The organism is Cupriavidus sp. 94F1 (genome assembly GCF_057798875.1).
This window is the reverse complement of record NZ_JBYOJT010000009.1, coordinates 42258-54594: the sequence shown is the minus strand read 5'-3', so window position 1 is coordinate 54594 and position 12337 is coordinate 42258. Positions and strand designations below refer to the sequence as shown.

The 12337-nt window shown below is 65.8% G+C and carries 13 protein-coding genes; 9 read left to right on the top strand and 4 right to left on the bottom strand.

What is annotated here, in order from left to right:
- Positions 1-21 precede the first annotated feature (21 nt).
- The 4 genes from AC3FJ6_RS20535 (at position 22) to AC3FJ6_RS20520 (ending at position 3718) form a co-directional block, all read left to right on the top strand.
- Complete coding sequence (locus AC3FJ6_RS20535; RefSeq protein ID WP_488773512.1) at positions 22-1302, top strand: glutamate-5-semialdehyde dehydrogenase; 1281 nt, start codon at positions 22-24, stop codon at positions 1300-1302.
- A gap of 18 nt (positions 1303-1320) precedes the next feature.
- Complete coding sequence (locus tag AC3FJ6_RS20530; protein WP_488773510.1) at positions 1321-1743, top strand: CopD family protein; 423 nt, start codon at positions 1321-1323, stop codon at positions 1741-1743.
- Between the two features lie 35 nt (positions 1744-1778).
- Positions 1779-2384 (top strand): 2-hydroxychromene-2-carboxylate isomerase, encoded by a 606-nt coding sequence (locus AC3FJ6_RS20525; protein WP_153947276.1) that lies wholly within the window; start codon positions 1779-1781, stop codon positions 2382-2384.
- Between the two features lie 68 nt (positions 2385-2452).
- Positions 2453-3718 carry a THUMP domain-containing class I SAM-dependent RNA methyltransferase gene (locus AC3FJ6_RS20520; RefSeq protein ID WP_488773508.1) on the top strand — a complete coding sequence of 422 codons (1266 nt, stop codon included), beginning with the start codon at positions 2453-2455 and terminating at the stop codon, positions 3716-3718.
- Between the two features lie 78 nt (positions 3719-3796).
- Here AC3FJ6_RS20520 and AC3FJ6_RS20515 read toward each other — a convergent pair whose 3' ends face one another.
- From AC3FJ6_RS20515 to AC3FJ6_RS20500, 4 genes are all read right to left on the bottom strand, one after another.
- Positions 3797-4846 carry a response regulator gene (locus AC3FJ6_RS20515; protein WP_153947278.1) on the bottom strand — a complete coding sequence of 350 codons (1050 nt, stop codon included), beginning with the start codon at positions 4844-4846 and terminating at the stop codon, positions 3797-3799.
- Positions 4847-5067: 221 nt separating this feature from the next.
- A complete protein-coding gene (locus AC3FJ6_RS20510; protein WP_488773507.1) occupies positions 5068-6540 on the bottom strand; it encodes an NAD(P)(+) transhydrogenase (Re/Si-specific) subunit beta in 1473 nt (490 codons plus the stop codon).
- Entirely contained in the window at positions 6540-6872 is a 333-nt protein-coding gene (locus AC3FJ6_RS20505; RefSeq protein WP_066732243.1) for an NAD(P) transhydrogenase subunit alpha part 2, read from the bottom strand. The genes AC3FJ6_RS20510 and AC3FJ6_RS20505 overlap by 1 nt, the downstream gene beginning before the upstream one ends.
- Before the next feature lie 143 nt (positions 6873-7015).
- Complete coding sequence (locus AC3FJ6_RS20500; protein WP_153947281.1) at positions 7016-8140, bottom strand: Re/Si-specific NAD(P)(+) transhydrogenase subunit alpha; 1125 nt, start codon at positions 8138-8140, stop codon at positions 7016-7018.
- Positions 8141-8482: 342 nt separating this feature from the next.
- Between AC3FJ6_RS20500 and AC3FJ6_RS20495 the strand changes: the two genes are divergently transcribed.
- The 5 genes from AC3FJ6_RS20495 to mnmA all read left to right on the top strand — a co-directional run bounded on the left by AC3FJ6_RS20495 (position 8483) and on the right by mnmA (position 12299).
- Entirely contained in the window at positions 8483-9277 is a 795-nt protein-coding gene (locus tag AC3FJ6_RS20495; protein WP_488773505.1) for a TorF family putative porin, read from the top strand.
- Positions 9278-9417: 140 nt separating this feature from the next.
- Complete coding sequence (locus AC3FJ6_RS20490; protein WP_488773504.1) at positions 9418-9738, top strand: hypothetical protein; 321 nt, start codon at positions 9418-9420, stop codon at positions 9736-9738.
- Positions 9725-10633 carry a 4-hydroxy-tetrahydrodipicolinate synthase gene (dapA, locus tag AC3FJ6_RS20485; protein ID WP_488773503.1) on the top strand — a complete coding sequence of 303 codons (909 nt, stop codon included), beginning with the start codon at positions 9725-9727 and terminating at the stop codon, positions 10631-10633. The genes AC3FJ6_RS20490 and dapA overlap by 14 nt, the downstream gene beginning before the upstream one ends.
- A gap of 59 nt (positions 10634-10692) precedes the next feature.
- Positions 10693-11223, top strand: coding sequence for an NUDIX hydrolase (locus AC3FJ6_RS20480; protein WP_488773502.1), 531 nt, complete (start codon positions 10693-10695; stop codon positions 11221-11223).
- A complete protein-coding gene (gene mnmA, locus AC3FJ6_RS20475) occupies positions 11220-12299 on the top strand; it encodes a tRNA 2-thiouridine(34) synthase MnmA (protein WP_488773501.1) in 1080 nt (359 codons plus the stop codon). The genes AC3FJ6_RS20480 and mnmA overlap by 4 nt, the downstream gene beginning before the upstream one ends.
- Positions 12300-12337 lie beyond the last annotated feature (38 nt).

Below are 12337 nucleotides of genomic sequence, written 5' to 3'. Positions count from 1 at the left end.
GGGCTGGGCCCGGACACCATCATGACCGAGTTCGATCTCCACGCTTACATGAACCGCGTCGGCCAGCAGGCCCGCGCGGCATCGCGCGCCATGGCGCGGGCCTCCACGGCCGACAAGAACCGTGCGCTGCTGACGATTGCCGCGGCCATCCGGCGCGATGCCGGCAAGCTCAAGGCCATCAATGCCCGCGACGTGGAACGCGCCCGCGCCAACGGCCAGGACGCCGCCTTCGTGGACCGCCTGACGCTGTCCGACAAGGCCATCGACACCATGGCCGCCGGCCTGGAGCAGATTGCCGCGCTGCCGGACCCGATCGGCGAGATCAGCAACATGAAGTTCCGCCCGACAGGTATCCAAGTGGGGCAGATGCGCGTGCCGCTGGGCGTGATCGGCATCATCTACGAATCGCGCCCGAACGTGACCATCGACGCCGCGGCGCTGTGCCTGAAGTCCGGCAACGCCACGATCCTGCGTGGCGGCTCCGAGGCGATCGAATCGAACACGGCGCTGGCCGCGCTGGTGGCCGAGGGCCTGGCCGCCGCCGGGCTGCCGGGCGAGGCGGTGCAGGTCATCGAGACTACGGACCGCGCCGCCGTTGGCCGTCTGATCACGATGAACGAATACGTCGACGTGATCGTGCCACGCGGCGGCAAGAGCCTGATCGCGCGCCTGATCGAGGAAGGCCGCGTGCCGATGATCAAGCACCTGGACGGCATCTGCCATGTCTACATCGACGACGATGCCGACGTGGAAAAGGCCGTGCGCATCTGCGACAACGCCAAGACGCAGCGTTACGCGCCGTGCAACACGATGGAAACGCTGCTGGTGTCGCGCCAGATCGCGGCCACCGTGTTGCCGCCGCTGTGCCGCATCTACCAGGAAAAGGGCGTGGAACTGCGCGTCTGCGCCGACACGCGCGCCACGCTGGAAGCCGCCGGCTTCAGCGGCCTGGTTGACGCCGCCGAGGAAGACTGGCGGCTGGAATACCTGGCGCCTGTGCTGGCCATCCGTACCGTGGACGGTCTGGACGCCGCGATTGCGCATATCAACACCTACGGCTCGGCCCACACCGATTCGATCGTGACGGAGAACTACAGCGCCGGCATGCGCTTTATCCGCGAAGTGGACTCGGCCAGCGTGATGATCAATGCCTCGACGCGTTTTGCCGATGGCTTCGAGTACGGCCTGGGCGCCGAGATCGGCATCTCGAACGACAAGCTGCACGCCCGTGGTCCGGTGGGGCTGGAGGGTCTGACGTCGCTCAAGTACGTCGTGTTCGGTCACGGCGAAGTGCGCACGTAAGGGGAGGCGGGAACGCAGATGCTCTGGGTCAAGGCCTTCCATATCCTGTTCGTCGTCTCGTGGTTCGCGGGCCTGTTCTACCTGCCGCGCATCTTGGTCAACCTGGCCATGGAAACCGATCCGGCCAGCGTGCGCCGCCTGCTGCTGATGGCGCGCAAGCTGTTCCGGTTCATGACCATGCTGGCTGTGCCGGCCCTGGTGTTCGGCCTGTGGCTGTTCCTCGGCTACGGCATCGGGCGCGGCGCGGGGCAGGGCTGGATGCATGCCAAGCTGGCGCTGGTGCTGGTGCTGATCGGCTATCACCACGGCTGCGGCGTGCTGCTGCGCAAGTTCGAACGCGGCGCCAACACACGCTCGCACACGTTCTACCGCTGGTTCAACGAGCTGCCGGTGCTGGTGCTGTTGGCCATCGTGATTCTGGTTGTCGTAAAGCCGTTCTAAGCTGTCGGATTCCTACTGTTTTCGATGAGGTCGTGATGAGCAAGCAGGTCGAGTACTTTCTGGCGCCGCAGTCGCCGTTCGTCTACCTGGGCCATGCCCGCTTTGTGGAAATCGCCAACCGCCACCAGGCGCAGGTGCTGCTGAAGCCGGCCGACCTGGGCAAGGTGTTTTCGGTCTCGGGCGGCGTGCCGCTGGCGCAGCGCCCGCCGCAGCGCCAGGCGTACCGGCTGGTCGAGCTTGAACGCTGGAGCCGCTTCCTGGGTATCCCGCTGAACCTGCATCCGACGTTCTTCCCGGTGTCGGGAGATGCCGCCGCCAAACTGATCATCGCGGCCCAGCTCGCGCATGGCACGGCCCGTGCGCTGGCGCTGACCGGCGCCATCACGCGGGCCGTCTGGGCCGAGCAGCGCAATATCGCCGATGGCGGCACGCTGTCGCAGATCGCCGACGAGAACGGCCTCGATGGCGCCAGCCTGCTCAAGGCCAGCGAAGGCCAGGCCGTGCAGGCCGCCTATGCGCAGAACACGCAGGATGCGATTTCCGCCAATGTGTTCGGCGCGCCGTGGTTCGTCTACGACGGCCAACCGTATTGGGGCCAGGACCGGCTCGATTTCCTTGACCGCGCCCTGGCGGCAGGCTGATCGGCACACCGGACCCATGCCTTGCCCGTCCGCGATGCGGACGTTTTTGTTTTCTGGAAAGACTCGCCATGACTCAAGCCTTCTTTGCTCCTTGCCCGCGTGGCCTTGAACCGGCACTGGCCGAGGAGCTGCGCGAGATTGCGCAGTACCCGGCCGTGGTGGCGGCGGCACCGTTCGAGGTGCATCGCGAAATGCCGGGCGGCGTGACGTTTTCGGGCGAGATGGCCGCGGCTTATGCGGTCAACCTGCATTCGCGCATTGCCAGCCGCGTGCTGCTGCGCGTGGCACAGCGCGGCTACCGCCACGAGGACGACATCTACGCGCTGACGCGCCAGCAACGCTGGGAGCAATGGTTTTCGCCGGACGAGACGCTGCGCGTGGACATTACCGCCCACAAGTCGCAGCTGCGCAGCCTCAACTTCACGGCGCTGCGCGTCAAGGACGGGGTCTGCGACGCCATGCGCGAACGGCTGGGCGCACGCCCCAGCGTCGATACGGTCAGTCCGGACGTCCGCATCTACGCCCACCTGACCGAGACCGATTGCACGCTGTACCTGGACACCACGGGCGAGCCGCTGTTCAAGCGCGGCTGGCGCATGGAGAAGGGTGAGGCGCCGCTCAAGGAAAACCTGGCCGGCGGCATCCTGCGCCTGGCTGGCTGGGTGCCCGGCCAGACTGACCGGCCGTTCTTCGATCCGATGTGCGGCAGCGGCACGTTCCTGGTGGAAGCCGCCCAGGTGGCGCTGGGCATCGCGCCGGGCGTAGGCCGCACGTTCGCGTTCGAATGGCTGAAGGGCGCGGATACCAGGGCGTGGCAGGCGTTGCGTGCCGATGCGCAACGCGCCCGCGAGTCGGCCGCCAGCCGCGCCGCGACGCTGCAGGTCGCCGGGTCTGATATTTCGACGGACATGCTGTCGATGGCGCAGGCCAACTGGCAGCGCGCCGGCCTGCCCGGCGATATTTCGCTGAAGCAGGTCGATGCGCGCTTCGTGCAGCCGCCGTTTGCCGAGCCGGGCCTGATGATGATGAATCCGCCGTATGGCGAGCGTATCGCGGTGCGCGGCAGCCGCCGCGATGCGATGCAGGACGCGCCGCCCGACGAAGCGGAAGAGGCCGCCGCCAACCAGTTCGCCAGCGCCTTTGCCACCACGCTCAAGCAGAACTTCGCGGGCTGGCAGGCCTGGGTGTTCACGGGCGATCTGTCGATGCCCAAGCGGCTGCGCCTGAAGGAATCGCGCCGCACGCCGCTCTACAACGGCAATATCGAATGCCGGCTGTTCCGTTTCGACATGGTGCGCGGCGGCAATCGGGATCAGGCGAAGAAAGAAGGCTGACGCGCGAAGGCGATCCGGTGCGCGCTGGCTTGGCACGCCACTCCAACGGTGTGGAGAACGGTGTAAATCGTAGAAGTACTACGCGAGCTTGTTCCGCCCGGTCATCGCCGCGCCGTTGCGCGAAAACTCCGAAAGGAAGCTCTGCAGGCTGACCACCGGCTCCTGCAGCATGTGGCGCGGCAGGTCGAACAGCGCGTAGAAATATTCCTCGTTACCCTCGCAGCGTTCCGCCGGCAGGCAGTATTGCTCCCAGTCCATGCAGGCCGGCGTGTACATGCCGTTGCCGGGCCAGAAGAACGGTACGATGCGCCCCTCGCGCAGCCCTTCGATCAATGCCGCCGGCGCCTCGTACGCTTCGGCCGACTCCACCTGGCTCATCAGCCCGGCGCGGGTTTCGATCACCATCAGCGTGGCATGGCCTTGTGCGGTCAGTAGCAGCATGCCCACGGGGTTCGGGAACAGGTAGTACTCGATAAAGCCATAGCGCGCCGCCGTCTGGCGTACGCGGTCGGCCATGATCGGGTCGGACAGGAACGAGTACGAATGGCGCGTGAGCAGGTCGCGCAGCGTGCGCGAGATCGACGCGAAGTACTGCTGCTGGAGCGCGTCGATCTCGTCGTTCAGCCGCGCCACCATGTTTGGATCGTGCTTCTTCACGTAGCGGTCGATCAGCCCGTGGTTGAAGCCCTGCACGGCGATGCTTTCATCGGCCGTGCCGGTCAGCAGGATGGTCTTGCACGGCAGGTCTTCCAGCGCCTGGCAGAATTCGAGCCCGTCCATCTGTGGCATGGAGTAATCCACCACCACCACGCCGGGCTGCAGGAAGCGATGCACATCGTGGATCTGGCGATGGATGCGGTCGACATCGAGCTGCACCGTGCGGCGTTCGGACAGGAACGTCAGGTCGTCGTGCGTGACGCGTACCGGCAGGAATGCGGGATGCCGCGTGGCATACGCTTCGCGAATCCACGTCAGCGCGTCGCGCGGATCGGTGAAGCTGACCACCGCGCGCGATGCATCCATCTGGAAAGCCAGGCTGTCGATAAACGACTTGCTGTCGTCCACCAGTACCGTCAGGACTGGGTGATGGAAAACCGACAGGTTCCGGTCGTGCGCGGGGAATGTCATGGTGCGATCAAATCTGGCCGCCGGCCGCAAGGGGGAAAAAGAACGGGGCAAGCCAGTATAGCGCCTGCGTCTGCATGCGCAACCAGACCACGCAAAAGGAAACGGCCAGCGTTGGTTGCTGGCCGCACTACTTCGATTTTATTGATTTCAGGTCTGCGCGCTTCTTTATTCACTTGGCAGCACTGCGTGCCTGACGGCCACTGCCGAACATTAACGGCAGCTTATTCCACGGCCTTGAACATGTCCTCCACCACCTTCTTGGCGTCGCCGAACACCATCATGGTCTTGTCCATGTAGAACAGCTCGTTGTCCAGGCCCGCGTAGCCGGCCGCCATCGACCGCTTGTTCACGATGATGGTCTTCGCCTTGTAGGCTTCCAGGATCGGCATGCCGGCAATCGGCGATTTCGGATCGGTCTTGGCGGACGGGTTGACCACGTCGTTGGCGCCCAGCACCAGCACCACGTCGGCCTGCCCGAACTCGCTGTTGATGTCCTCCATCTCGAACACCTGGTCGTACGGCACCTCGGCTTCGGCCAGCAGCACGTTCATGTGGCCCGGCATGCGGCCCGCCACGGGGTGGATGGCGTACTTCACCGTCACCCCGTGCTCGGTCAGCTTTTCGGTCAATTCCTTCAGTGCATGCTGCGCACGCGCCACCGCCAGGCCGTAGCCGGGCACGATGATCACGGTCTCGGCGTTGCTCATCACGAACGCGGCGTCGTCGGCCGAGCCCGACTTCACGTTGCGCTGGGCCTGCGCGCCGGCCGGGCCGGCAGCGGAAGCCTCGGCGCCAAAGCCGCCCAGGATCACGTTGAAGAACGAACGGTTCATCGCGCGGCACATGATGTACGACAGGATGGCACCCGAGGAGCCCACCAGCGAGCCCGCGATGATCAGCATCGGGTTGTTCAGCGAGAAGCCGATGCCCGCCGCCGCCCAGCCCGAGTACGAGTTCAGCATCGACACCACAACGGGCATGTCCGCGCCGCCGATCGGGATGATGATCAGCACACCCAGCACGAACGCGATGGCCAGCATGATCAGGAACGGCAGCCACGACTGCGACAGGAAGAAGATCACGCCGAAGCCGATCATGGCGATGGCCAGCAGCAGGTTCAGCCAGTGCTGTCCCGGGAACACCACCGGTGCGCCCTGGAACAGGCGGAACTTGTAGCGGCCCGACAGCTTGCCGAACGCGATGACCGAGCCCGAGAACGTGATCGCCCCCACGAAGCAGCCGATGAACAGCTCGATACGGTTGCCCAGCGGGATCAGGTGCGTACCGGCCGGCGTGATGCCGAACGCGGCCGGCTCCGCCACGGCGGCCACGGCGATGAACACCGCGGCCAGACCGATCAGCGAGTGCATCGCCGCCACCAGTTCCGGCATCTTGGTCATTTCGACCTTGCGTGCCACGTAGGCGCCTATGCCGCCGCCCACCACCAGCGCGCCGAAGATCAGCGCCAGGCCGGTGCCGACCGACGATTGTGCAGCGCCCACGGCCAGGAACTCGTTCTTGAGCTTGACGATCAGCACCAGCGTGGTCACCACGGCAATCGCCATGCCCACCATGCCGAACGCATTGCCCTTGCGGGCCGATGCCGGGTGCGACAACCCCTTCAGGGCCTGGATGAAGCAGACCGACGCCACCAGGTACAGCAGCGTCACAAGGTTCATGCTGATGCCTTCCATCACGCACCTCCCTTGGCGGCTTCAGCCCCGGCCTTGGCGCGTGGCTCCTTCTTCTTGAACATCTCCAGCATGCGCTGGGTCACCAGGAAGCCACCGAACACGTTCACCGCGGCCAGTGCCACGGCCAGCGTGCCCATCACGCGGCCCACGCCGCCTTCGGTCAGGCCGGCCGCCAGCATGGCACCGACGATGATGATGGCCGAGATCGCATTGGTCACGGCCATCAGCGGGGTGTGCAGCGCGGGCGTGACCGTCCACACCACGTGGTACCCCACGTAAATTGCCAGCACGAAGATGATCAGGTTGATCACCGTGTGGTTCACCATCTCCATCGACTTCTCCTCCGTTGCTTTTGAATACTGCCGGGCGTCGCGTCCGCGCGGGCGGGCTGAAACTGCAGGATCAAGCGTGCCGGGGACGCGGCGGGCCGTGGCGCAGGGCTCTTTTCAGCGCCGCGGCATCTTCAGACGGGATATCAGGCGGCCTGCTGCCTGACGACCTGGCCGTCCTTGCACATCAGGCAGGCGGCGACGATGTCGTCTTCCAGGTTCAGCGTGTAGCGGCCATCCTTGTCGATGATCAACTTCAGGAAGTCCAGCACGTTGCGCGCGTACAGCGCGGACGCGTCGGCCGCCACCATGCTGGCCAGGTTGGTATGGCCGATCAGGATCACGCCGTGGCGCTCCACCACTTCGTCGGCCACGGTCAGCGGGCAGTTGCCGCCCTGCGCGGCGGCCAGATCGACCACGACCGAACCCGGCTTCATCTGCTTGACGGTGTCCTCGGCCAGCAGCACCGGGGCGCGGCGGCCGGGGATCAGTGCGGTGGTGATGACGATGTCGGCCTGCGTGGCGCGCTGGTGCACCAGTTCGGCCTGGCGGCGCATCCAGTCGGCCGGCATCGGGCGCGCATAGCCGCCCACGCCCTGTGCGATCTCGCGCTCTTCGTCAGTGACGAACGGCACGTCCAGGAACTTGGCACCCAGCGATTCGATCTGCTCCTTCACGGCGGGGCGCACGTCGGAGGCTTCGATCACGGCGCCCAGGCGCTTGGCGGTGGCAATGGCCTGCAGGCCCGCCACGCCGGCACCGAGGATCAGCACGCGGGCGGCCTTGACCGTGCCCGCCGCGGTCATCAGCATCGGCATGAATCGCTGGTAGTGGTGCGCGGCCACCAGCACGGCCTTGTAGCCGGCGATGTTGGCCTGCGACGACAGCACGTCCATGCTCTGGGCGCGCGTGGTGCGCGGCGCGGCCTCGAGCGCGAACGCCGTGACGGCGGCGCTGGCCATGCGGGCGTTGTTCTCGACGTCGAACGGGTTGAGCATGCCGACCAGTACGGACCCCGGCTTCATCTGCGCGCGCTCCGCATCGTCGGGTGCACGCACCTTGAGCACAAGCTCGGCGCCCAGCGCATCGGCACCGGAGCCCACCCGGGCCCCGGCCGCCTCGAACGCGGCATCGGGAATACTGGCACGCACACCGGCACCGGCTTGCACCGTTACCTGATGGCCCTGCGCTACGTACTTCTTGACGGTCTCCGGGGTGGCGGCGACACGCGTCTCACCTGCCCGCGTCTCAAGCGGGATACCGATATGCATCGTCAATTTCTCCTGTCTGGCGTCGTTCGTAATCTGGTCGGGCCAACGTCCTCGCCCGTTGATGCATTGCAAAAGAATGCCTCAATTTTTGCGCAGCTTACCCGAAACTTACGTTCGGTGGTGACTCGCCGGTCGGGTATATGTGCTTTCACCGAGACTCATCTTTTCCAGTCATGAAACGACTCGTTTGATGCACATCGGATTCCCTTGCATTCCGGCCATTGATGAAATGACATCGGCGTCACCTGCAATCTTGACGCCGATTTGATGCGAGGCTGCGTATCGTGGCGTCCACGTCTCTTTCGAGCCGTTTTTCCCAATACGCCCACCGGTTTTTCATTGATGATTGCAACCCGTCTGATGACCTCGGCGCCGGCCACGCTGGCCGCCGCCGTCCTGCTTGCCGCCCCGTTTTCCAACGCAGTCGCACAGCAGGTGATCCCCGACACTGCGCAGGCGGCGTCGCCGCACACCTTTACGGCCAACGTGTCGGTGGTGTCCGATTACCGCTACCGCGGGATCAGCCAGACCGACCGGCGCCCGGCCATCCAGGGCGGCTTCGACTATGCCCACGAGAGCGGCTTCTACGTCGGCAACTGGAACTCGAGTATCAGCTGGCTGGGCGATGCCGATGCGACGGTGTCCGCGCCTGTCGAGATGGATTTCTATGGCGGCTTCAGGAACACGTTCACGCTGGCCGACCAGGCATTCAACTACGACGTGGGCGTGCTCGAGTACTACTATCCGGGCGGCTACACGGCCACGCGTCCGTACACCACCGAGTTGTATGCCGGCATCGGCTGGGGGCCCGTATTCCTGAAGTACTCGCATGCGGTGACCAACCTGTTCGGGTTTGCCGACAGCAAGAACAGTTATTACGTCGACCTGACGGCCAACGTGCCGCTGAACGTGTGGGGCCTGACGCTGAACGCGCATGTCGGCTACCAGGGCGTGCAGCATTTCAGCGATGCCTCCTACACGGACTGGAAGCTCGGGCTGACGAAGGACCTGGGCAGCGGGTTCTCGCTGGCCGTGGCCTATATCGACACGAACGCCAGCAAGGCGGCCTACACGAACACGCGCGGGCGCTACCTGGGCAAGGCGACGGCCTTCGCGTCGATCACGAAGACGTTCTGAGCGCCGGACACGTGCTGGCGGCCTGCACCTTTACGCGTTCTTGATGGCGGGCCGGCCAAACGCTGCATCAAATTGAGGCCGGTCTCCCTAGCATGGAGCCATGTTCAACAGACGATCCGCCCCGCGCGGATCTTCGCTTCATGCGACAGTCATCGAGTCTCGCCGTGGCGTTTGCATCGGTTCCGCGACGCCGTGCCATTGCCCAGGACCCTTGGATTCGCCTGCGCCTGGCCGTCTCGTCGTCACAGGTCTTCGCGCTGCGCCAGACGCTGCATCGCGCGATCGGCAACATGGCCCGCATCTACGTGGTGGAAGTGGATCATCGCAACGGCGAGACATCGCTGCACGTGGAGGTGGAACGCGGCGACCGCGACGCGGCCATGCACGCGATCATGGCGGCCTTGCCCGCGGCGGAATTTGGCGCCGCGACTATGCTCGGAGACGACCATGGCACGCATTGATCCCCAGCGCGGCGCGATTGCCGATGGCCTGTGGCTGCCGATGGTCACGCCGTTGCGCAACGACCAGGTGGATCTCGACGCCGCCCAGCGCCTGGCGTCGCACTACGCGGCGGCCGGTGTCGATGGCCTGATCGTGCTGGGCACGACAGGCGAGGGCGGCCTGCTGACCGATGCCGAGCGGTTCATGCTGACGGCGGCGGTGCTCGAGGCCGTCGCGGGCACGCTGCCGGTGATGGCCAGCGTGGGCGGGGTGGCCACGCATGCCGTATGCGAGCAGGTGCGCAGGCTCGACCGCCTGCCGCTGGCCGGCTACCTGGTGCCGCCGCCGTACTACCTGCGCGTGTCCGACGAAGGCATCGCCTGGCATATGCGCAGCGTGGCCGCCCAGACTGGCAAGCCGCTGATGCTCTACAACGTACCCAGGCGCACGGGTTCCACGATTTCACCCGAACTGGCATGGCGCCTGGCCGCCCATCCGCAGATCGTGGCCGTCAAGGAATGCGACCCGGCCGGCATGCGTACGCTGGTCATGCAGGACCTGATCGGGGTGTATTGCGGCGACGATGCGTCGATGCTCGACCACCTGCTGCGCGGCGGCCAGGGCGTCGTGCCGGCCGCGGCGCATGTGCGGCCGGACCTGTTCGTGCGGCTGCTGCATCTGGCGCGAACCGGGCGCGACGAGGCCGCACGGGCGTTGTTCCGGCAGCTGTCGCCGCTGATCGGGCTGATGTTCGCCGAGCCCAATCCGGCGCCCGTGAAAGCCGCGCTGGCGCTGGCCGGCATGACCACCGCCGAGGTGCGTCGCCCGCTGATGCCGGCGTCAAAGTCACTTGTGGCCCGCATCGACGCGGCCATCGCCTTGCTGCCCCCCATGCTGACGGCCGAGGCGGCCTGAAACGCCGCGCGCCATGCACGTTCGAACGGCAACCGGTAAAATGCCGGATTGCTTAAAAAATGTGCATCATGTCACGTGAATGGATTGCCAGCGTCACGGTTGCCGCCGTCATCGAGCGCGGCGGCCGCTTTCTGCTGGTGGAAGAGGAAACGGCCGATGGCCTGCGCCTGAACCAGCCGGCGGGCCACCTGGAGCCGGGCGAAAGCCTGATCCGCGCCGTTATCCGCGAAACGCTCGAAGAAACCGCCCACACGTTCGAGCCGCGCGCGCTGCTCGGCTGCTACATGAGCCGTGGCCGGTCGTCGCGCGACGGGGGCGATACCACCTATATCCGCTTCGGCTTCACCGGCGACCTGGGCTCGCTCGACGCCGGCCGCCAGCTCGATACCGGCATTGTCCGCACGGTCTGGATGACCGCCGAGGAATTGCGCGCCTGCGCCGACCGCCATCGCTCGCCGCTGGTCATGGCCTGCGTGGACGATTACCTGGCCGGCAAGCGTTTCGCGCTGGACCTGCTGCATACCCATCCCACCGCCATCGCGGGCGCCACCGATGCGGCCGCGGCCGCAGCACCGGGAGCGGCATCGTGAGCGGCAAGAGAGTGGTGGTGGGCATGTCGGGCGGCGTGGATTCGTCGGTCACGGCATGGCTGCTCAAGCAGCAGGGTTACGAAGTCATCGGCCTGTTCATGAAGAACTGGGAGGACGATGACGACAGCGAGTATTGCTCCACGCGGCAGGACTGGCTCGACGTGGCGTCCGTGGCCGACGTGATCGGCGTGGACGTGGAAGCGGTGAACTTCGCCGCCGAATACAAGGACCGCGTGTTCGCCGATTTCCTGCGCGAATACTCGGCCGGCCGCACGCCGAACCCCGACGTGCTCTGCAACGCCGAAATCAAGTTCAAGGCCTTCCTGGACCATGCGATGTCGCTGGGCGCCGAACTGATCGCCACCGGCCACTATGCGCGCGTGCGCCAGGCCGCCAGCGGCAGGTTCGAGCTGCTCAAGGCGTTCGACCATACCAAGGACCAGAGCTACTTCCTGCATCGGCTGAACCAGGCGCAACTGTCACGCACGATGTTCCCGCTCGGCGAAATACCGAAGACCAAGGTGCGCGAAATCGCCGCCGAAATCGGCCTGCCGAACGCGAAGAAAAAGGATTCGACGGGCATCTGCTTTATCGGCGAACGCCCGTTCCGCGACTTCCTGAACCGCTACCTGCCGACCAGGCCCGGCCCGATGGTGACCGACGAAGGCAAGGTCGTCGGCCAGCACATCGGCCTGGCGTTCTACACGCTGGGCCAGCGCAAGGGCATCGGCCTGGGCGGCAGCAAGGACGGCAGCGGCGACGCCTGGTACGTGGCCCGCAAGGACATGGCATCGAACACGCTCTACGTCGTGCAAGGCCACGACCACCCGTGGCTGCTGAAGCCCGAACTCGACGCGGCAGACCTGTCGTGGGTCGCCGGCGAACCGCCGGCAGCAGGTTCGACGATGGCCGCCAAGACGCGTTATCGGCAAAGCGACGCCCCGTGCACGGTCGTCAAGGCCGAAGGCGATGAACTGCGGCTGTCGTTTGCCGAGGCGCAGTGGGCCGTGACGCCCGGACAGTCGGCCGTGTTGTATGACGGGGAGGTTTGTCTCGGTGGGGGGATTATTCGGTAGGAGGAAAAGACGACGCCCCAACGAAAAACGGCCGCATC